The organism is Ohtaekwangia kribbensis (assembly GCF_042676245.1).
Classification (GTDB): Bacteria; Bacteroidota; Bacteroidia; order Cytophagales; family Cyclobacteriaceae; genus Ohtaekwangia; species Ohtaekwangia kribbensis.
In genome coordinates this window covers 327,527-350,036 of sequence record NZ_JBHTKA010000007.1, presented here as the reverse complement: position 1 = coordinate 350,036, position 22,510 = coordinate 327,527, and the positions used below count along the sequence as shown (strand labels likewise).

Sequence of the window (22,510 nt, the reverse complement as noted above, 5' to 3'; positions counted from 1 at the left end):
CACGTGTTACATATATAATATAACAACTGTGCGTAGCACTCCGCCAACCTCAACACCTTAACACACCAGCACATCAACACCCCGAGCTACGCTCGCCTCCTCGCTCCTCGCACGGCCTCCGCTGTCCACGGATCTTCCGGCCAATGATGCTTCGGATAACGCATGCGTAGCTCTTTGCGTACTTCGTGATAGGTGGTTTGCCAGAAGCTTCTCAGATCTTGTGTTACCTGTACGGGTTTATAGCCGGGTGATAGTAAATGCAGTAATACTTTGGTTCGACCTTCGTTTATAACGGGTGTTTCGGATAAACCAAACATTTCCTGTAAGCGTACTTCCATTACCGGTGAGCGTGCATCGTCAAAGTAATTGAGTTGTATCATAGAGCCACTTGGTACTTTTAATCGTACCGGGGCAAGTGTATCCAGTTTACTGCCTAACTCCCACGGAAGTAATGATGGAAGTATAGCATGCCAGTCCAGCCGCTGAAGCTCGCTGAGTTTGTGGATGGTTGTCAGGAACGGAGCCAGCCATACGGCTACTGTTTCCAGTAACTTTTCTTCGCGTACATCGGGCCACGCTTCTTCCTGGCGCCATTGTTTTATACTCATCACGCGTGCCTGCCATTCATACTGCGCGTCTGTCCAACCTATATATTTAAAACCTTTGGATTGAATCATACTACACAGCACATCAATCCGTTTATCTTCGGGTATAGCTGCGAGTGGTCTATTTTCCAGTACAAGATTCCCCACGCGCTTCTCTGTTATACCGATCACTATATTTCGTTCATCGTCCCAACGGATTGCTTCCTGTTCACGTGCCAGCTTTACCAGGTCTGCTGTTTGAAGTGCCGCCGCGAGAAATATTTTTCCTTCAGCGCTGCCGGCATCAAGCTGTGCAGCGCATAACCACGACTCGCGCATCAGCGGATCATGCTCCTGTAATTTTACTACGCGTCCATTGGCAAGTTTATACCGTTCGCTGTGTTTACCTTGTTGCTGTGCTATACGTTCAGGATATGCCGCTACCAATAAACGTCCCACTTCCGTATCCTGCGGTATTGTATTGTCGATATCAACCTTCAGTATTCTTCGCCAGTTGGAAGCGAGTCGCTCAATTCGTTCGAGTACACTTCGATCAGCAAAATGTTTTTCGCCTTTACGCCACTTACGCAACGCTTCTACACGCAATGCTAAATCTGCGCCCGACTCTTTTGCCAGCGGATCACGCTCTTCCAGTATAGCCGCTATGTCTGTTGCCAGTGAAGCGGATACTTTATCAGACGCCTCTAACAACAGGTGGGCTATACGCGGATGTGTAGGGAGTTTTAGCATTTCCTTACCACGCGCGGTAATTACACCCTGGCTGATGGCTTCCAGTTGCTGTAATAATTCCCTGGCCTGGTTCGCTGTACCAGCCGGTGGTGGCGTAACCCACGTAAGCTCGCGCGGATCTTTTACACCCCACTGACTTAACTCAAGCATGAGTGGTGCGAGGTCTGCTTCTACGATTTCGGGTGTACGATTCGCGGTTAATGTAACCTGCACCGATTCACTCCACAACCGGTACCCTATACCGGCAGCCAATCGTCCGGCACGACCTGCTCGTTGATCGGCAGCATCTTTCGTAACACGCACGGTGTCCAATCGTGTAAGGCCGCTGCGCGGATCAAATTTAGGGACACGCGACAGTCCACAATCAACCACCACGCGTACACCTTCAATGGTAAGCGATGTCTCCGCGATGGATGTAGCAATTACTATTTTTCGCTTACCGTACGGATGTGGCAGTATAGCTTCCTGTTGTTTTTGAAACGGGAGATCACCGTATAGCGGATGCAGACTGGCATCTATACCTTCTGTTTCCAACTGCGTGAGTACACGCACAATCTCCCCTGCTCCCGGAAGAAACACCAGTATATCACCGTCTTCTTCGCGCAATGCTTTCTGTACGGCTTTTACTACGCGCGTTGTTACCGGTGTATAGGTATCATCTCCCAGGTATTTTATCGTTACCGGAAATTGTTTCCCCTGCGATGTAACAATCGGTGCTTTCAACAGTGATGACAATTGCTCACCATCCAGCGTAGCGGACATGATGAGTATACGAAGATCATCACGCAATAACTGCTGCGCCTGCAGACACAACGCCAACGCTAGATCGGCATGCAAACTTCGCTCGTGAAATTCATCAAAGATCACAAGCCCGGCTTCTTCCAGGCTGTTGTCCGTTTGAAGCATTCGGGTAAGTATACCTTCGGTAACAACTTCAATGCGCGTTTGTTTTCCTACACGACTTTCAAATCGCACGCGATAACCAACGCGCTGCCCTATATCTTCTTCCAGTATACCAGCCATACGCTGCGCTACCGATTTAGCAGCAAGTCGCCTGGGCTCCAGCATAATAATTTTCTTTCCGCTCAGCCACGTTTCTTCCATCAACTCCAATGGCAACACGGTAGATTTACCGGCACCGGGCGGAGCCTGAAGAATAACAATATTCCGGTTCTCCAGGTGATTCCGGAGAGCCGGTATGATTTCCAATATAGGATAACTCGGAGTTGGCATGCATTCGTGTTCCGTGCTGAAAGTAATTCATGAAGTAATAACAGCTTCGTCATGTTCACATCACAGAACACACAATATTACGAATAAGAATGTTATCAAAAATCTACCGATATATTCTACACATCCTACAAACGAACTCTCAGATAAATTACTTTATTTTAAGCCGAACTTATACTATATATGAAGCCATTCTCGATTGTACCGCTTAGCCAGATTTTTGACAAACTTCCCAACGATAGCCTGATGCGTACACACTGGAAAGCCGACAATCTTGACGGAAGTTTTGCAGCTTACGCCAGCAGTAGCGTTGATGTGGATGCCCTCACCCTCGATGCACCTTTTAACAATGAAAATATAGTTGTTGTTTTTGTAGAAGGAAACCTGAACATCAGGCAATATGCGTTTAACGAAGAGACTGACGGATCGTGCAGCATTATTGTAACCGGAGATCTTTCTGCCGGTAGCCTCATCGTTGGTGGACAGGAAATATATGTGAGCGGAAATCTTGAAATACGCGAACTGTTTTGGGGACACTATAACCATGGCGACCTCACCGTACACGGCCACGCAAGGGCAAATGTATTTATAGAAACGGATGAATATCACGTAAACATCACCGGCAAATCGCAGTGGGACAAACACATTTCCAATTGGGACGAAGACGGCAACTGGCAAGACATTACCCATGAAATTGTGGCACCTATATTACACGCGGACTGTTTCGAATACGATGAAGATGACGATTCGCTGATACTCCTGCGCACTGGTATGTATAAGCTTCTGCAAAAAGGTAAATCGCTTCTGAAGAAACAAAAACCGGTAGTAGCTGTCCCTTCAGTGTTTGGCAACTACGAAGCCAATGCCGCCAACATCAACCGACTGATGGCTACCAAACTTATACCAGAGGATAAATATGAACTGATACTATATATCGATGATGTAAAAGCTACGATTACGCGTCCTTATGATATGCTGGGACAGCAGCGTGGTAACAGTATATATTTACTGCAGGATAACGTTTACTCCGTCTTCATCAAGCTTCAGGAAGATAGCGTTTCCATCATCTATAGCGATGATCCGGCAGAGGAGAGTAAATGGTTCCCCCTGGATGCCAATGCTCCGGTGGTTTATCAAAATCTCGCGAATCACTATTGGCCTGCGCTTTTGAAACGCGTAGAGTACATCGAAAGTCTCAAAAAAGCAGACATCAAAAAAATAAATCAGGCTGTCGAGGAAACCGTCACGGTAGAGAAAACACAAAATATACTTTCACTGCCACTCATCACCGATAAGTATAACGATTACAATGATGCCGATCGCAACGGTTACTGGCAGGGTAATTTTCATTATGCATTTCGGGTTAACACAGACTACTACGACCGCATACAATTGATGGCACAACGAAGCAGCAAAACATTTCCGCTGCTGCCAACGGTTCAGGATAACTTCGATATGCAAGGCTACCAGTTTGATGTGGTAACGGATGATAGCTCAACAACTCCCTATGTGCGCGTACGATACAAACCACACAACCACTCCGGAGAATCACCGTACTTCAGCAGCCGATACCTCGAAGTATATGAAGTTGACCATTTGGAGAAAGCGCTGCGGTATTGGAAAACATTCGAAAAGAACATCTACGATGACAACGAAAGATTTGTAAATCCGGAAGACGTTCTCGGCTCCATTCTCGGGAGTAAATTTGATGATGGCAATGCCGAATCGTATTACGAAGAACTTGCGCAGCAGGAAGACCTCACCGATAAATATTTTACACTAAACGGATGCAGGTTCAGGGTAATTACAATCAGGCAAGCCGATGAACTTGTAAAAGATATACTCACACCGGGTACGTCAGACCCTGCCTATACTTTACTGGAAGATATAGGCTACGGACACTCCAATGATAAAACATACTTTCTGCTCGCTGAAGACGATGTAACCATGGATGCATTCGAGTTAAGTAATGATGGTGAAGAAGACTGGCAGATTGCAGGTTTTATCTTCCTGAAAGATCTCAACCTAAATACCTACTTCTGGAGCTTCGATACAGACTTCTCTCCTTACGTGATTGTAAAGGGAACACTACTGGCCAAGAATATATACCTGGCGGGAACGGCATTCTACTTCAATCGCATCCAGGGTGAATTACTCTATGGATTTTACAATCACGGATCGCTTCATTGCAACGAAGTAGACGTTAGCCTTGTCTTTGCCGATGATTTTGAAATGTATATCCGCAAGATTTCGAACGGATTCCTCGTACATACGCATTGTATAAAAACTATTATGCAGTTTGCGGAAGAAGATGGAAGTATAGAAACACTTCATGATCATCCGGTTCCGCTTACGCACCCGATACGTCATGTATTGCTGAACGAGCTATATAGCTATGATCCGGGTGAGAAACGAGTTAACAGTCACCTCGATCGCGGGAAGCTATATGAATACTTCGTTGCCGACAAAAGTACAGTCGATGTATCGGCTATCGGTCTATATACAGATCTTCCGCAACAGCTCCCCGAAATCTTCAATGCTATATTTTCCAGTGAGCAGCTTCAAAAAAATGAATCCGTAAAATTCGACTCGCTGGTTATTCACGGTGAAACAGTCGAGCAGGTATTCTTTGAGACATTCGAGATGGAAGACCAGGCAGGTCGCCAGATTGGTCTATATGATTTCCGAAACGCCACCACCATGCGCATCGTACACAACACACAGGACAATACCTGGTGGTGCTGCTACGATGTATACTCCAAAGACTTCTCCGCTCTTCAATACACAGTCGAAACCGACATCAATGACATTACCCTCGAGAATGTAGGAGTACGCTATGGGTTTGCGAGAGCAGCGAAAGCATGGAACGAGCAATTCTCTTAGGTAACCAGGTTGGTACCTGGAGATGAGAGGTTCAGTTTCTTGTGTTGATGTGTTGACGTGTTGAGGTTAAACGTGTTTGGGTGGGTACGTTGGTACTGCCTATGTTCTTTAGGGCAACGTGTCGGTGTACCGGAAGATGAATGTTCACCATAGCACACAACCTACATCAACACTTCAACACACCAACACCTCAACACATTCTCACTCCGTGAAAATCTCAACGATTTTCTCCAGGCACTCCGTCATATAGTCTCCGTTGCCGGGGCCATACCAGTTCATGAGGCGGGTTTCGTAGTGATCGCGGTCGTAGTATTGATCTGCGGTGATGTAACCTATATATCCTCCGTTGAAACTAGTTACCATGACGCTGACACCTTTTTGGGCAGCAAGTGAATCGAGGGGTGGTGTCAGTTCTCCGGAGTAATCGCAGGGCGTACCGATCATGATGATGTCGCCTATACGAAGCGCGGTGAGATAGGTTTGGTACTCACCGAAAGCAGCCTTGAATAACCAGGGACGAAGCTGCCAGTCTTTCGCGATCTTGGCTTCAGCATCCGGAAGTTCCAGCGGTACACGTAACATGAATAAGGTTGAATCCTTTACCGGCTGAAGTATATTGTGTCGCGCGGTATATTTTGATTTTATTTCATCTGCCATCCAGTCAATGCAAGGTTTACCATACTCGGGCGGATTACTTTTATGACTCCCCACGGCTCCTGCCATAAACATGGCAAAACGGTACCCGGATGCTTCCATATCATCTACCAACTCCCCGGGATAGTCGCGCGACAATTCGAGATCGCGTGAGAATAAACAAGTGGCATGTGCGGTATAGCTCATGAGCAACAGTTTCGAGCTGTCGCTACGTTGTACTTCGATCACACGAAGCAATGAATCTATACCACCGGTTTTAATCAGTCGGTTGCGCACTGCATTGGGCACCGGTATAGATCCTTTTCGAATGGATGCGGGTAGTATATTTTCCGAAGCACGTACTATACTGCGTTTGATTCTGTCTGTTATAAAATGAACGATGGAATCTTCATAATCGCCATACATGACCCCCGTTACACCTTCGCCCCAGTTACCAATACTGTTATGCGTATGTATAGCCCCCAGGTATGTATTGTTGATCGAGAAACCTATAGCGGTTAATTCTTTCTCCAGCAAAGCCGTAACGGTTGGAGGAATGATAAGCAAATCAGCACTGACAACCGCCACACGCTGTACGCCATTGTCAATTACCAGCGTGCGTACATAAATTGAATCGAGAATGGAAGTATATACTTTCCCCAGGCGATTTCCATAACCGGCCAGCGCTGCCGGAGCGGCAGGTGTTATACTCTCTTTGGCAAAGCCTACTGAAAAACCCTTTGTGCTTTGGACAATCTCTGGATGCAGACTGTCCAATCGGTTCATCATGGTGGTATACTCAGGTTTCTCTTGTACCGGGGTGCGCTTCAATGGAACAACGCTGATGCCCACAAACACCAGCAGCAGTACAACAACCGAGAGGAGTGCCATTAAAATAAAACGCAGAATCTTCTTTAACACCATACGGTGCAAGATACAGATTCTGCGTTGATGATAACGAAGTTATTGCGCTGGCGGAGTTATTCTTCTGTGAAGAAGTACCGGACCTCTGAAGTTGTTGTCACGCCATCGAACAGTACGGAAGCATCTTTCTTTACCGGGTAGCCGCCTGCGTTATATGTATAGGTAAACGTATACTCTGATTTGCCGAGCCCGGCGGCGTTGGAAACAACCATCTTCCCTGGATTGTTTTTTCTGAACTTTACAAGCGGATTAAACGGATGCGCTGAAAAAAAGTCTTCAGCATTTGGCTGTGTGTCGTAGTCACTCATTCTCGACACCGTAAGCAGTACAAAGTCCTTCTTACCGGGCGAATAGTAATAATAGTCATGCGCAATCAAATTATCATGTTCGTCATATAGGTATGTGCTTTTATACACCGGTGTTATTCCACCTTCCTCCGGTATATTCTGCAACGTGACAGACTCCTTTAATCTTCCTTTCGCATCGTATGCGAACGTGTGGCGCTGTACCCATGTAGCATCGATATATTCTTCGGCTCGCACGATTTTATCACCCTCGTACTTGAACGAGGCGCGGAAACCGGTATCACTGGCAGCGCTGTCTATTCTATTGTCTTTATAGATATACTCTAGCGTACTGGTGAGCACTACACCATTCAACGCCTGTTGTTTTGTTACCGAATGCGTGAGTTCACCGGCAGTGTTGTATTGAAGTTCAACGGACGTATCACCGGCTTCCATCTTCACTGGCGTATAAACGGTTTCGCGAACCGGATCGTCATCGGATGAATCACAATTGTAAAGCAGAATTGCAGGCAACAGCAGTGCCCAACGGGTAAGGGTATGCTTGAATTTCATATAGAGGTTCTTTTTATATTCAGACAACCTTAACGGCAATTTGGTTGGAAAGGATGTGCGTCACCCCATGTTTATGGAGTCCTTTTTCCCGACAAAGGGTTGCCCGCAAAGAAATCGCAGATAAATGCACGCAAGGGTCCGTAGCCATTCAGTACGCCTACCGCGAGATGTTTTTCTAACACGAACTTCAAAAGGAAAGTAAATCTATCGGCGCAAATCTGTGTGCTCTGCGGGCCTAAAAAATATAGGGCCAAAAGATAATCGCCCCAATAACAAGCGACATAGTTGACAATAGTAACACCGCCCCCGCTGCTATATCTTTTATCTTACCCGCGAGTGGCATGCGTTCACGCGTAACCAGGTCAACGAGGTTTTCAATAGCAGAGTTTAGCATCTCACTGGCGGTAACTACACCCATACAAAGTAAAAGTATACACCACTCCGTGTTTGTCACTTGAAAATAAAAACCTGCTACAACAACAAGCAAAGCTATACCAAACAGAATCTTGATATTCCGTTGTTCGCGCACCGCGGCTACAATGCCGCGTATCGCATAACCAAAGCTTCGTATAAATGCACTCATGCCTGCAATATGCTTGTTACGGCTTCTTCGAGCAAATGGTTATCTTCCCTGAGCGGAGTAAAACCGTTTAGCTGTTTTGCTTTTTCCAAAGCCGTTGGTAAATCAAATGTACTTTGTGTGGTGGAGTATGCAATATCTTTTTGCAACAGTCGCTGCGCCAGGTATTCCTGCTCCGTTTGTCCCGGAGTAGGTATAAAAATTACATGCCCGCCTAATCGTGTCAGGTCCATTACCGTACTGAAGCCACTGCGTGCAAGTATACATTCTGAACTTTCTATCGCTCGCTGCAATTCCACACTGTTCATGAAAGGCACCACCGTAGCATGTGTTTCCAGTGCTGCAGCGGGTATATTTCCGGGAAGGCCGCGCACAATCAATGTCTTCAGCGTTGTTCGGTTCACCTGCTGTACAACGATATTCTCCAGCAGGGTACGTTGTGGCTCTGGCCCTGAAAAAACACAAAGTAAGTCATACTGCATTGTATGCTTTCCGGAAGGTATAAATCGCGAGAGCGGTCCTATATATGCGTGTGCTATTGTATCATCAAATGTACCGAACGAAATCAGATCTCCTGCTATACTTTCATCGCCAGGTCTGTCGGGAATCCAGCATACGGAAAACCTTCGCATCATACGATGATTTGCATTGCGCACCAAAGGCGCCAGCCACCCGAAACGTGCCGGCATGAGTATATTACTTTGATGAGTAATAAATATACTCTTCGCGTGCGATGACCAGCATCCATAGCGGTTATCGGATATTACAATATCAATCTGCTCGCGTGCTACAATCTCTTCAATCGCAAGATGCTCATCGCGTATAACTCGGATAAACCTGGGAAGCTGCATCGCCATTTTAAAAACCATAGAGCCACCCGAAGGATATTCCGGTTTATAGGCAGGGATTGTGAAAGCAGGAAGCTGCGGAAATTCTTTTTGTAGCAAAAGCAGCGAGTCGCCACTGCCGGCTATATATACTTTGCAGTTATACTTTAGCAATAACTGGATTACCGGTATACACCGTGTAGCGTGCCCGAGGCCCCAGTCGAGTGGCGTAACGAGCACCCGCCTCATCCGTGCAGGGATTTGAATATATACCCTTCTTCCGTAAAGTGATCAAGCAGGCGCGGCAACACATACGTCATGTTCTTCTCGGCTTTTATACTATCATGAAACACAATGATAGAACCCGGGCGTGTAGCGCGAATGGTATTACGAAGGCAAGCTTCGGGGGATAGATGTTTATTATAGTCTACCGAAAGAACATCCCACATTACAATCCGATAGTCTGCTTCGAGTAGTTTGATCTGTTTCCTGGTAATTCTTCCATACGGTGGACGAAACAGGTCGGTAACAAAAGTTGTGTCGTTCACACCAAGCTGCTTCTGCATTTCAGCTTTGCACTGCTGTATATTTTGAATATAGTGTTGGGTATCATTCTTCCACCCGTTCAGATGATTGAAGGTGTGATTCCCTACAGCATGTCCCTGCTTCACGATGCGTCTGAATATATCCGGGTGCTTTCGGATGTTGTCACCGATACAAAAAAATGTAGCCTTCGCTGAAAATGTAGCGAGTGATTCCAGTACAAATTCGGTTGGCCCATTTACCGGTCCGTCATCAAACGTAATATATAGTTCTTCTGCCCGCGCAGGAATACGCCAGAGCAGTGAAGGATATAGCATGGGAAGAAAAAACGGTGTACGGTGCGGTGTCAGCATCATCCTACACGACAGGAAAGTATCGTTATATCATCATGATAACCGTTGCGACCTTTAAAGTCATCGAGCGCAACAATAATATCTTCGTGAATCGTACGCAGATCTTTTGTAAACGTGCGGTCTTCCTGAAAATATTTCAGCAATGCCTCCACACCAAATTCTCTTCCTTTTTCATTGACAGTCTCTGTCAAGCCATCGGTATAGCAAAAAATCAGAAAGTCATCCAGGTCGGTAACGAAACCTTCGTTCAGGAACGGCAGCGGATGCATAGCACCCAATACCGTTGAACCCTCTTCCAGTAAACGCAAACCGTGCGCACGGTCTATCAATATAGGAGGATTATGGCCAGAATTTACATATACCATCGTTTTGAGATGGACGTCATATATAGCGGCAAAGAATGTAATGAACTTCTCCCCTTTCGTGTTCTCAAGTACCTGGTAGTTCAACGCTTCTACTATATCGGTAAGGTTAGGCGTTTGTCGCACCAGTGTACGTAACGATGCCTGAAAGTTAGACATCATCAACGCAGCGGGTATACCTTTACCACTCACGTCAGCAACGCAGATCAGGAATTGATTTTTATTGATGGGTATATAGTCGTAGTAATCTCCACCGATGCGATCGTGCGGCAGGTAACTTGCCTCTACTTTTAAACGATCGGTATTCGGAAGTTTTTCAGGAAAGAGAAACTGCTGTACATCGCGGGCAATCTCCAACTCTTTGCGAAGTGACTCCTGCTCGAGTTGTTTGCGGGCCAGCTTCTTATTTTCAATGGCAACAATAATGATATTGCTTAACGCCTGTATAAAGCGAATACCATCTTCATTCTCGTAACTGTCATCATACTTATCCAGCCCGCCAACAAATACGAGTGCAAGCGTTGTGCTTTTATGTGTTACCGGAATGATGATATCGAATTCAGTAAACTCGCATTCCTCGAACTCTCTCAGATGCGTGATGTCCTGAATAGTTTTGAACTCCGGCAGCAATCGTACTTTATTGTAATGATGCTTCGTACCAAAGTTAGCTTTGCAAGCCCAGTCATCGTCCAGAACGAACAACGCCAGCTTTTTGATATTGAGATTCGAACGCAGCGTGAAGTTATAGATCTTGTATAAAGACTCTTCCGGCAAATTGCTGTTAATAGCCTGGGTGATCTCAAGCAAAGCATTGAGTTCCAGTTCTTTTATTTCAAATTGCTTTTTAACGTCCAGTTGCTGCATAGATGAATATCGTAAAGGTAATTACAATTCAATTATCAGCCTCATAAAAAAGCATAGTCATTTTTAACAATCTTTGATGAATTTATAACGTTCTTCCCTTCCACTGCTGGGGAATAAAATGGGCGAACAACCCGATGCTCATGACATACAACGGGTAGATAACCTGCAACATCATAAAAGCCAGACCGTTCCATCGACAACCTAAAAAACGGCACACACTGCTCAGAAACAAAAACTCCAGCAACGCCTTTACTGCCAGCCACAATAACGCGGTGACTTGCAATCGTTCGTCAGAGTTAAACAACAGTCCCCAGCACAACACGGTAATCACTTGTATAGAAAAGATATAAATAGCCAGCAACATGGTATAGGCTGATGAGTTGTATCGCCACTTCCCTGCCCAGCGAAGTCGCTGTTTTATAAACGCTCCCGCTGTCTCATTCGGCTGTGTGATAACAACACTGCGTGCATCGTTCATGAAATATATACCGGCAGGATAAATCGCTTTGATCTTGCGCATTAAAAACTCATCATCACCGGAAGGCACATGTTCGTTGCCAGTATATCCATTCACTTCTTCAAATACAGCTTTACAGTACGCTATATTTGCCCCGTTGCACATGGTAGGATAACCCATTGCTGCCGTTGCTGCACCTGACCCGATGAGACTGCTAAACTCAATCGCCTGCAAGTCGTGAAAGAAATTTTCCTGCTGCATACGCACGCCACCAAAAACCATTTTTACTTCCGGTTGTTGAAAATATATAGCGATGGCAGAAAGCCAATGTTCTGGCACGCGACAATCGGCATCGGTAGCGACAATGATCGAACCCTGCGCGTGTTTCACACCTTCCGTTAATGCCAGCTTCTTTCCAGGTTTTGCACTGCGAATGACTCTGAACGAAGTATACTCTCTTGTAAAGCGCGCTGCTATTTCTATGGTGTCGTCTTCGGAATGATCATCCACGACAATGACTTCGTATGATGGATAATTTTGCTTCAACAGGTCTTCCAGCAAATCATGTATATTTTTTGCTTCATTGCGGGCAGCAATCAATACGGTTATAAATGGAGCAATATCCTGCTGTTTACTTGGTATTACGGGGGGATTCGACCATGCCCGCCACAACGCGAGCACGCCAAGTCCATAACTGCAACCAAATAAAACAAGAAGGTAAAGCATTGCTGCAATTTCAAAAATTTCCCGATGCTACCTATCTTGTGCCCGTGGGAAAAAGTGTAAAGGAAAAAGTTATTCTCGGGCTCGACCCGGGAACCAACATTATGGGATACGGCCTCATCGAAGTGCGCGGTACAAAACTTACGCTTCTTCAATATGGCGTTATTCACCTGAGCAAGTATGAGGGGCATGAATTAAAGCTAAAGAAGATATTCGATCGCGTGCTCAGTCTTATCGATGAGTATGCACCTGATGAAGTTGCGCTGGAGGCTCCTTTCTTTGGCAAGAACGTTCAATCGATGTTGAAGCTGGGCCGTGCACAGGGTGTTGCGATGTCGGCTGCGCTTTCGCGCGATATACCGATCGTTGAGTATGCACCTAAAAAAGTGAAGCAGTCCGTTACCGGCAATGGTAACGCCTCTAAAGAACAAGTTGCGCGCATGTTAATGACGTTGTTTACTATTAAAGAATTGCCCAAACTGCTGGATGCAACGGATGCCCTGGCAGTTGCCGTGTGTCATCATTTTCAAAAAGGAAATGCGGCATCCAAATCAAAATCATGGGAATCCTTTCTCAAGGATAACCCGGAGCGACTGCGTTAACTGATTCTTCCTGATAGCACTTTTGATCGCGGCAAAATCCACGATAGCCACCAAAATATAGTATATCGTAGCAATCACTCCGCCCACATGCTATATTTCTCATATCTGTTCACCTGAACTCTCATGGAAAAAGATATAGCCTGAAAAATTTGGATGGCCTCTGAAATAGATGAGGTGGTAGATTTTTTTTGATGGATGAGAAATCATTCATCAACCTTTGCTATCAAAAAGATTACATGAAAATAGCAAAGTATATCGCAGGGATGATGATCATCCTGCTACAAGCCTGTGGCAGTGATGACGATGACAGCAGCAGCACGATTACACTGGATGCAACCGAACAAACTGTAGAGGAAAACGCGGGCACGCAGAAGGTTTCGATTTCATTAGGCAAAACGGTGAGTGCCTCTACGCAGCTATACTTCGAACTCTCCGGCACAGCATCATTGAATGGTGACTATAAACTTTTAACAAGTTCACCGGTAACAATTGCTGCCGGTGCAAGCACAGCAACCATTAGCATACAGGTAATTGACGAAGCCATCATTGAATCGACTGAATCAGTCATTGTACAGCTCACGGCTGCCGGAAACGGAATTGAACTCAGCAGCGATACCACCAAAAATATATTTACCCTGACGATAAACGACAACGACACCGCGCCTGAGAATGATGATGTACAGATCGATCTCACCTGGGGTTCCGGAGGTGGTGATAATATTGACGATGAAGATTTGAATCTATATATAGTCAACAATGTAGAGATCAGTGACGAAACGATTACAGACTTCGATATGTATGACGGATCTGAAAATGAATCAGGCTTTGAATCGCTGACATTGCCTTCTGATGCGCCCGATGGCGATTACTATATTGTAGTGGCCTACAATGCCGGCAGCGGTAGTGTTGACTATAAAATCAATCTCAACGGCGCAGGCTATAGCAACGACTCGGCCACCGGTACGTTTTCATCAAGTGATGTAGGATATGCTGTCTTCTACGGACCACTCTCAAAATCCGGAACCAGTTATGGCCGAGTGGCGAAGCCTTATATATATCCTTCCGTTCGCTGGAAAGATTAAATTCAAAGGCGCGAAGAACACAAAGAAGGCACAAAAGAAATCACAGAGGTATTTTTCTTTGCTGCGTCTTCTTTGTGATTTCTTTTGTGCAACTGGATTTACGTATTCTTAACGGATAACGATTCACGGATAACGTGTACTGCTAACTCTTCACGAACGGCATTAACTTCGAAGCAGCCGTCATCAGATCTTCCTCCTGTTTCTCCAGCTCCGCACGAATCTTCCGGTTCAGATCGATGAGTTTATTCAACCGATCCTTCGTTTCTTCTCTTTCATAATCATTCAGGTAGCCTGAATTGAGATCGATATACATCGCGATATCAGCGATGCGTTCGTGTATCTGAATGACTCCCGTGAGTGTACTTTCCCCATAGGACTCTTCTACACTGTTAAGGTTATACAATATATTCTGCATACGCTTTTTACTACATCGTCCAAAAAAGCGTGCCCGGAAAACGAAGCGCGCAATTCACGCTGCAAAGCCTCCGGCACAGCACAGTACAGGTATGCTTCCATCTCATCAAAAGTGCTATCACAGCCACTTCAAACGGTATAGTGCAGGACAGTGAGCCGTATCGTCACGAATAATTTTATGTTCATTGCGCAATCGATTGCGCATACTCAACCTAAATCACTAGCCAATCGAAAACAATTTAACTATGCATCAAATTTTATCTGGAAGCAAAAGATTTCTGCTATGGAGTATAGCAGGAATGCTCCTGCTGGTAGGCATACCGTTGTATGCTCACAGCGCGACCAACGACCATGGCGTCCAGCAACGGATCATCCGTGGTAAAGTCACTTCGGCTGATGACGGCCTCGGCTTTCCCGGTGCCAACGTAATTGTAAAAGGGACCAGCACCGGTACCGTTACAGACAGCGAAGGTAATTACTCACTGGAAGTTTCGTCAGGCGATGCTATACTTCTCGTGAGTGCCATCGGGTACGCTACACGCGAAGTACCGATCGGATCTCAATCGGTTATTGACGTTACACTGGAAGCCGATGTAACATCGCTCTCTGAAGTTGTGGTAGTGGGCTACGGAACTGTAAAGAAAAGTGATGTTACCGGGTCCGTTGTAAAAATGACTTCCGATCAGATCATCGCCATGCCGGTACAAAATACATTGCAGGCCCTGCAAGGTCGCGCTGCCGGTATAGATGTTACTTCGAATGCTCGTCCCGGTGAGCTCGGAACGATTCGCATACGCGGTACACGTTCACTGCTCGCTACCAATGATCCGCTCTATGTCGTGGATGGTATACCGATGCAATCAGGCGGTATAGATGCCATTAACCCGGCCGACATTGAATCCATCGAAGTATTGAAAGATGCTTCGGCTTCGGCTATATATGGCTCGCGTGCCGCGAACGGTGTTATACTCGTAACAACCAAAAAAGGTAAAGCCGGTAAAGCACAGGTGAGCTATAGCGGCTCGGTATATTTTGAACGCATCAATGACCTGCAAGACATGTTCAATGCGGGTGAATATGCAGAGTATAGAAGAAACGCCTATCGTTCTGTAACAGGTACCACAAAATATTCAACACCCTATCCCAATCCCGTTGACGACAAACGCATACTCGGTGCAGATGCCTTTGCGTGGGAATCTATAGCAGCCGGATATACCTGGGTGGATAAAGACAATCTGGTTCCGGCCATGCGTCCTGCCACAGCCGAAGAACAAACCAAGTGGGGTGTAACCGAGGTGCCTGTATATGATGCGAGCAAAGTACCTACAACGGATTGGACAGATTATGTTAATCAAACCGGTGTTACACAAGATCACAATGTAAATGTGAGCATGGGTACCGATCGCGTGAAGGCTTTCTTCTCGGGCGGATATCTCAATCAAGCCGGTACCAGCAAAGGACAAGACTATAAACGCTATACCGGCAGAGTAAATTTAGAGATCCGTGCAGTTGACTGGTTAACGTTTGGCGGTTCTATGGCAACAACGTATTCCATTCAAAACTATGGCTATGCAGGCACCGGCTCGCGTGCAGCACGCACTATTTATGAAGCTGCGAAAGGCATGTTGCCGTTCGCTGTACCGTACGACACGGCTGGTAAATATATATACTACCCGGGTGGCGATATAAATATTGTGAACCCTATACGCGAAGATGAATACGTTATCAACGAGCGCAGCACCCTGCGCATTTTAGGAAGTTTCTTTGCAGAAGCTAAACTAGCGGAAGGATTACGCTTCCGTACAAACTTTGGTCCTGACTTGCGTAACTATAAGAATGGTGAGTTCCAGTATAAAGAATCTATACTGCGCGGTGGCGGTGCGCCATCCTCTACAAACTATGCACGCTATAGACAAGATCAGCAAGTATCGTGGACATGGGAGAACCTGTTATTCTATGATAAAACATTCGGTGATCACAAGATCGGCTTAACACTGTTGCAAAGTTCTTCCCTCTGGAGACAGGAAGGATCTGACATGACCGCTACCAGTCTTCCGTATAACAGTCAGCTGTGGTATAATCTGAGATCTACTACCAAAGGTGCATTGGATGGATGGGGCTCCAGTTACTCGAAGCGCACACTCATGTCGTATATGGGACGTGTTAATTATACCTTCCGCGATAAATATTTACTGACTGTCTCAGGCCGCTGGGACGGTGCCTCTGTATTGGCTAATGGTAACAAATGGGACTTCTTCCCTTCGTTTGCTTTCGCATGGAAGATGAATGAAGAATCGTTCCTGCAGGGTGTTGACTGGATCAGTGAACTGAAACCACGCATCGGTATGGGTACCGTTGGTAATGCTGCCGTTGATCCCTACAACACTGCCGGAGGTTTGCTACAAGTGCCGTATGTATTCGGAAGTACAGCCGCTAACGGATATGTACCTTCCAACCCAAAAGCTGCTGCCGATGAACAGGGATCTATACCGAACCCCGAGCTGGGGTGGGAAAAGACACAGCAATGGAACTTCGGTATCGACTTCGGATTGTTCAATGATCGCGTTACCGGCTCCATCGATTATTATATAGCGGATACATACGACTTGTTGATGTCGCGCTCCACTCCGTACGTTACGGGTTATGGTGGTATAAATTTCAACGTTGGCAAAACGCAGAACAGAGGTATTGAAGTGTCCTTATCAACTATCAATATAGATCAGGGCGATTTCAAATGGGCCAGCAACGTAACGTTTACACGAAACCGTGGAAAAATTGTAGAGCTATACAATGGCAAGTTTAATGATGTTGCAAAATCATGGTTTATCGGTGAGCCGTTGCAGGTATACTATGACTATAAGAAGATTGGTATCTGGCAGACTGCAGACGCGGAAGAGATGGCTAAATTCAACGAGAATGGTGCGACCTATAAAGCCGGTGATATACGCGTGGAAGATGTAAATGGTGATTACAAGATCGATCAGAACAACGACCGCCAGATACTCGGCACCAACAATCCGCAGTGGAACGGTGGTATAACCAATACCTTCAGTTATAAGAACTTGGAACTGAGTGCATTTGTATATGCACGCTGGGGAGCCACGATCGAAGGTGGTGCAGTGGATATGCAGGGACGTTACTCCGCCCGGAAAGTTGATTACTGGACTCCTGAAAATCCTACCAATGCATATCCTCGTGCTGACTATAGCAACGGTGGTGTACCGGTACATTATAGCGCCATGAACTACCAGAATGGTTCGTTTGTAAAGGTTCGCTATATATCGCTCGCCTATGTATTCCCGCATAGCATGCTGGAGAAAATACACATCAGTGAATTGAGACTCTACGGACAACTTATGAATCCGTTCCTGCATTCAAAAACTTCGTTCATCGATCCGGATATAAACTCCGGTATATCATCACGAAGCCTTGTGTTCGGATTGAATGTATCCTTCTGAAAAAATGAAGCGAATAAAGTTGAACGGATATACAGACTATAATTACTACGAATTATGAAAAAGATATTATTCACACTGACACTTTCGGTGTGCTTCCTCTCCTGCTCTGACTTTCTGCAGGAAGAAATGGTTGCAACCCTTACACAGGATTACTACAAAACAGAAGATGGACTCGATGCACTGGTAAACGGTGCTTACGAAGGCCTGCGGTTTCACCACAACTACGAGTGGGCATACGCCATGACGAATTATGGTACGGATGAATTTACCAATGGTGGCGGAACGGATTTCGTGATCTGGAACACGTATGTAGCCACACTGGATCCCACGAACACATCTATACTATCGCAACACTGGAATGCGATGTATGGACAGATCAACCTCTGTAATCGTGGCATTGTAAACATGCCTTCAGTATTGACAGGAGAAAAACTGAATACACGCTTAGGCGAAGTATATTTCATTCGAGGCTTTAGCTATTTTAATCTTGTTACACAGTTTGGCGGTGTACCGATCAAGCTTCAACCAACGGAGGGGCTGGAGCTCGAATTCTCGCGTTCATCGGCAGAAGATGTTTTCAGGCAGTTGATCGCAGACCTGAGACGCTCTGCTGATCTGCTCCCTATAGCCGCTGCACAAAACGGACGCATCGCCAAATATGCAGCTCACCATTTTCTCGCAAAAGCATATCTTACGCGGGCCAGTGAAATGTATGCAGATTTCAGTAAATCAACCGATCTGGACAGCGCTATATATTATGCTGACCAGGTGGTTTCTAATTCAACGCGCAAGCTGGCAACAGATTATAACGATCTCTTCAAGTATACCGCTGTGAACGGTGCGAATGAACAGAACGCAGAAATCATTCTCGCATCGCAGTTCGATAATACGCAAAGTCAACTGGGCCGTTACGGAAACCAGACACATTTGTATTTTCTTTCTATATATCAGAATTTACCCGGCATGATTCGCGATGTAGCGAACGGTCGCGAGTTTCAGCGCTTGCGTCCTACAGATTATGCTCTCGATATATATGATCGCACCAATGACTCTCGTTTCTACAAGAGCTTCAAAACTGCCTATATCGCGAACAACGCAGCTACCCTGCCGAAATGGATTGCTGCTGATGCACCGAGCGCAGACCTGATCGGTAAAACCAAATTCAACGTTGGTGATACATCTGCTATATATATTATAAACGAAAAGACTGATACACGCTTTACGCAGCAGTATATTGACAAAGCTGCAAAAACGTTCAAGATCAGATACTATAATGACGCAACCGGTAAACAAGTTACGAATTGGAATTTGAGTGTATATCCATCATTGTCCAAGTATATAGATCCGCTTCGCCAGAATGTATCCGATCAGAAAGGCACACGCGATGGTATATTAGCGCGCCTTGGCGAAACATACCTGATTGCAGCCGAAGCATACGGTCGTAAAGGAGATTATACCAAAGCGTTGGAGTATATTAACGCCCTGCGCAAGCGAGCCGCCTACAAAGGAGGAGAAGCACGAAGCAATGTATACTATCTTGCAGAAAATGTTGCCTGGGGCGAAACTACCAGCACCGAAACAGCCATGGTAGCAACTGAAAATCATTTCACATCGGGCACACCGGAAGCTGCCAGCGAATTATACCCGGCATCAGCAACTTCCAAAGAACAACTGTTCATTCACTTTATACTCAATGAGCGCGCCCGCGAACTGATGGGAGAATTTCACCGCTGGGTAGATCTCGCTCGCACCAAAACATTAGTAGAACGTGCTAAAGCGTTCAACCCCGAAGCAGCACCTAACGTATCGGAGAAGCACCTGCTGCGTCCTATACCACAAGGACATCTCGACACTATACAAAAAGATGGCCGTCCATTAACTGCAGACGAGAAGCAAGCGGAGCAGAATCCGGGGTGGTAGTATATATTTAATGAAGTAAAACTGTAAAAGAAGCTGTCTCAACATTGAGCAGCTTCTTTTACTTTATTACTATTGATGAGATCAGTCGGTAATGCTGTATGTTTGGAGATTTACCTTGAGTCAGCTGAATAGTGACGATGCATGTCCTCATATTTATTCATCTTTTCCGTATATTCCATATTCAGGTTTCGTGTGAAGGCATCGAGTTCGGTAAATACTGATTTCACATGTTGCATGTATTGTTGCACCTGTATGCGATCAAACACCTCCGTTTCCATTACTGAAACCAACCCTAGCATTGAAGTTATTGGCCGGCGCATAACGTGAGACACGTCATGAAGAACTTGGTTAAGTAACGCTTCATATTCTTTTAAAGCTGAAATGTTGTGTATCGATCCATATATAGTTGCTCCGTTAACTTTACGCTCGATGGTTGCATTCACTGAGTACCATGTATATTCGTCCTCTGGATTGATCAGCCTGAACTGTTCGCTCCACGATGATTTATGAGCGAGGGAATGCTCAATGCTCTTTATTATTCGTATACGATCTCCTTCGTGGATAAGGCTAACGAAAGTCTCAGGATTGTCAGTGATCGTTTCGGTTGTAAAATCAGGATGCATTTTTTCAACTCCCTGGCTTACGAAAACCAGCTTAATTTTTTCGTCAGTTTTTGCCTCAATTTGAAACATAACGCCTGGCGCTAAGTCGCTTAGTTTTTTGAGTTTTTCGGCACTATGTTCTATGAAATGTCCTTGCTCAATCAATGTTTTGCGCATGTTGAGATACTGCATCGCCTTATCAGCGAGAAGCTTTAGCGCTTCCTTTTGATCTTCAGTGATATCGTGATGCTTGCTGTCCATTACACAAAGGGTACCAAGTACATTGCCGGAAGGCGAGGTCAACGGTGCACCTGCGTAGAACCGGATATAAGGATCACCCGAAACGTATCTGTTATTCCTGAATCGGTCATCCGTGCTCGGATCTTCTACAATGAGTAATTCTTCCGGACGATTTAAAGCATGCTGGCAAAACGAGTCTGCGCGATGTACTTCATTCATGCTGACACCTTTTTTTGCTTTGTACCATTGGCGATGTGAATCGATAAAAGTGACCATGGACATAGGGGTATTGCATACTATCGAAGCGATTTGTGCAATTTCATCAAGCTCTTTTTCCGGTGGTGTATCTAAGATGTGATATTCCATCAACTCCCTCATGCGTAATTCATCGTTCATGTTTCCGATATTTTAATTTAGACAACCATTTCAGGTCAATATTTGACGTAACTCCAATAGTTAGACTTGGTAATTAATATACGAATACGAATGTTTTTGTGCAAGTAACAAACCGTTATGTTGTACGTTGCAACCTCAATTGAGTATAAATACTATATACTCGTTTATAGTTATAGGGAAATCTTGCCCACGGATATAGTCATACATTTTTTCCTGAAACCCCGCTGGTGATTAAGTTTTGCAAGACGATTAAGCGTCCTGTATAGGTATATAATAACCTTGGCCTTGCCAAAGCTTTCTACAAACAAGTAAATAACAGCAGATGGATTGCTCATTTCAGATCCTGGTTAGTAACGTCAAAAAAAACGTCACTATAGAATCTCAATATCGATTCACAATTCTATTTTTTTTGCACGCTTCAAATAATTTTAAAGTTATTCTCGGCAGCTACTTTGTCTCCCTCTCTATTTATATACTGACTATTAAATGGCAGCTTGTTAAAAGCATTAAACCTAGTACGTAACGAACTACGCTCTTTCCGGTATATTCTGAGTAGCATTTCATTTGGTTACTTACAGCGATCAAAGTCCCAAAACTATATCTTAGTTTATTCATTTTGGTAATAGGTTCGAATAGTATTCATTAAATAGTTATTTCGATCCAAACTATTAACATCCTTAATGATCGAGTCTCCAGGTTTTATAAAATCATAAGCGCCACTCTAACCATTTAGAATTACAAATCAATAATCAGTAAGACTTTCACTATAATTTTAGGAAGGACTATCCGGGTAGTTACGAGTTACTACTGCTACTCCCTGTTCCCTCTATTCGCGTAATAAACTGTATGCTTGTACCCTCTTTCGCCAGCGCCACCTGGTTATAGCCCATTCCTTTCAGGTCATTGTCCCAAAGTATTTTTCCATCAGATGTTCGGAGTGCATAGATCCGTCCGGCACAGCCTGCGAAAATTTTGTCACCTTCGATCAGCACACTCACATCGCAGCCTCCTGAACCTCCGAAAAAGCCTTCGCGTAGTTTGGTGCGCCAAAGCTCGCATCCATCACTGGTTTGTATAGCTGACACGTAACCGTTGGAGCCAATTATAAGTATATCATTTTCCATGTATAAAGATTGGCAACAATATAGGAAAAAGGATATAGCACCGCTCACCGTGCTTTAAAGTTGTTGAGTAAAATAAAAAAGAAAAGGCTACCCTTGCGGGTA

General features: G+C 45.2%; 16 protein-coding genes. 5 read left to right on the top strand and 11 right to left on the bottom strand.

Annotated elements, in window-relative coordinates:
• Positions 1–86: 86 nt before the first annotated feature.
• Positions 87–2,567 carry an ATP-dependent helicase HrpB gene (gene hrpB / locus ACFQ21_RS16655; RefSeq protein ID WP_377580412.1) on the bottom strand — a complete coding sequence of 827 codons (2,481 nt, stop codon included), beginning with the start codon at positions 2,565–2,567 and terminating at the stop codon, positions 87–89.
• 180 nt (positions 2,568–2,747) lie between these two features.
• Here hrpB and ACFQ21_RS16650 point away from each other — a divergent pair, with 180 nt between their 5' ends.
• Positions 2,748–5,447 (top strand): hypothetical protein, encoded by a 2,700-nt coding sequence (locus ACFQ21_RS16650; RefSeq protein ID WP_377580411.1) that lies wholly within the window; start codon positions 2,748–2,750, stop codon positions 5,445–5,447.
• Between the two features lie 201 nt (positions 5,448–5,648).
• Here ACFQ21_RS16650 and ACFQ21_RS16645 read toward each other — a convergent pair whose 3' ends face one another.
• From ACFQ21_RS16645 to ACFQ21_RS16615, 7 genes are all read right to left on the bottom strand, one after another.
• Entirely contained in the window at positions 5,649–7,004 is a 1,356-nt protein-coding gene (locus ACFQ21_RS16645; RefSeq protein WP_377580410.1) for a neutral/alkaline non-lysosomal ceramidase N-terminal domain-containing protein, read from the bottom strand.
• Positions 7,005–7,060: 56 nt separating this feature from the next.
• Positions 7,061–7,861 carry a hypothetical protein gene (locus ACFQ21_RS16640; RefSeq protein WP_377580409.1) on the bottom strand — a complete coding sequence of 267 codons (801 nt, stop codon included), beginning with the start codon at positions 7,859–7,861 and terminating at the stop codon, positions 7,061–7,063.
• Positions 7,862–8,096: 235 nt separating this feature from the next.
• Positions 8,097–8,444, bottom strand: a complete 348-nt coding sequence (locus tag ACFQ21_RS16635; protein WP_377580408.1) for a diacylglycerol kinase family protein — start codon at positions 8,442–8,444, stop codon at positions 8,097–8,099.
• Complete coding sequence (locus ACFQ21_RS16630; RefSeq protein WP_377580407.1) at positions 8,441–9,517, bottom strand: glycosyltransferase; 1,077 nt, start codon at positions 9,515–9,517, stop codon at positions 8,441–8,443. The genes ACFQ21_RS16635 and ACFQ21_RS16630 overlap by 4 nt, the downstream gene beginning before the upstream one ends.
• On the bottom strand, positions 9,514–10,167 hold the full coding sequence (locus tag ACFQ21_RS16625) for a polysaccharide deacetylase family protein (RefSeq protein WP_377580406.1): 654 nt from the start codon (positions 10,165–10,167) through the stop codon (positions 9,514–9,516). Before ACFQ21_RS16625 ends, ACFQ21_RS16630 begins: the two co-directional genes overlap by 4 nt.
• Positions 10,164–11,390, bottom strand: a complete 1,227-nt coding sequence (locus ACFQ21_RS16620) for a PP2C family protein-serine/threonine phosphatase (protein WP_377580405.1) — start codon at positions 11,388–11,390, stop codon at positions 10,164–10,166. Before ACFQ21_RS16620 ends, ACFQ21_RS16625 begins: the two co-directional genes overlap by 4 nt.
• An 82-nt stretch (positions 11,391–11,472) precedes the next feature.
• On the bottom strand, positions 11,473–12,573 hold the full coding sequence (locus ACFQ21_RS16615) for a glycosyltransferase (RefSeq protein WP_377580404.1): 1,101 nt from the start codon (positions 12,571–12,573) through the stop codon (positions 11,473–11,475).
• Positions 12,574–12,575: 2 nt separating this feature from the next.
• On the opposite strand from ACFQ21_RS16615, the gene ruvC reads away from it, so the two are divergent.
• Together ruvC and ACFQ21_RS16605 are read left to right on the top strand one after the other, a co-directional pair.
• Entirely contained in the window at positions 12,576–13,172 is a 597-nt protein-coding gene (ruvC, locus tag ACFQ21_RS16610) for a crossover junction endodeoxyribonuclease RuvC (protein WP_377582029.1), read from the top strand.
• A 236-nt stretch (positions 13,173–13,408) separates the two neighbouring features.
• Entirely contained in the window at positions 13,409–14,254 is an 846-nt protein-coding gene (locus tag ACFQ21_RS16605) for a Calx-beta domain-containing protein (protein ID WP_377580403.1), read from the top strand.
• Between the two features lie 142 nt (positions 14,255–14,396).
• Here ACFQ21_RS16605 and ACFQ21_RS16600 read toward each other — a convergent pair whose 3' ends face one another.
• Entirely contained in the window at positions 14,397–14,669 is a 273-nt protein-coding gene (locus tag ACFQ21_RS16600) for a hypothetical protein (protein WP_377580402.1), read from the bottom strand.
• 244 nt (positions 14,670–14,913) lie between these two features.
• Between ACFQ21_RS16600 and ACFQ21_RS16595 the strand changes: the two genes are divergently transcribed.
• Positions 14,914–18,126: a SusC/RagA family TonB-linked outer membrane protein gene (locus ACFQ21_RS16595; RefSeq protein ID WP_377580401.1), complete on the top strand. Its 3,213-nt coding sequence runs from the start codon at positions 14,914–14,916 to the stop codon at positions 18,124–18,126.
• A 54-nt stretch (positions 18,127–18,180) separates the two neighbouring features.
• The gene (locus ACFQ21_RS16590; RefSeq protein WP_377580400.1) at positions 18,181–20,046 is read left to right on the top strand and encodes a RagB/SusD family nutrient uptake outer membrane protein; all 1,866 of its coding nucleotides are present in this window, start codon (positions 18,181–18,183) and stop codon (positions 20,044–20,046) included.
• Positions 20,047–20,156: 110 nt separating this feature from the next.
• On the opposite strand, the gene ACFQ21_RS16585 is transcribed toward ACFQ21_RS16590, so the two are convergent.
• Together ACFQ21_RS16585 and ACFQ21_RS16580 are read right to left on the bottom strand one after the other, a co-directional pair.
• A complete protein-coding gene (locus tag ACFQ21_RS16585; protein ID WP_377580399.1) occupies positions 20,157–21,284 on the bottom strand; it encodes a GAF domain-containing protein in 1,128 nt (375 codons plus the stop codon).
• A 794-nt stretch (positions 21,285–22,078) separates the two neighbouring features.
• Positions 22,079–22,408, bottom strand: a complete 330-nt coding sequence (locus tag ACFQ21_RS16580) for an outer membrane protein assembly factor BamB family protein (protein WP_377580398.1) — start codon at positions 22,406–22,408, stop codon at positions 22,079–22,081.
• Positions 22,409–22,510 lie beyond the last annotated feature (102 nt).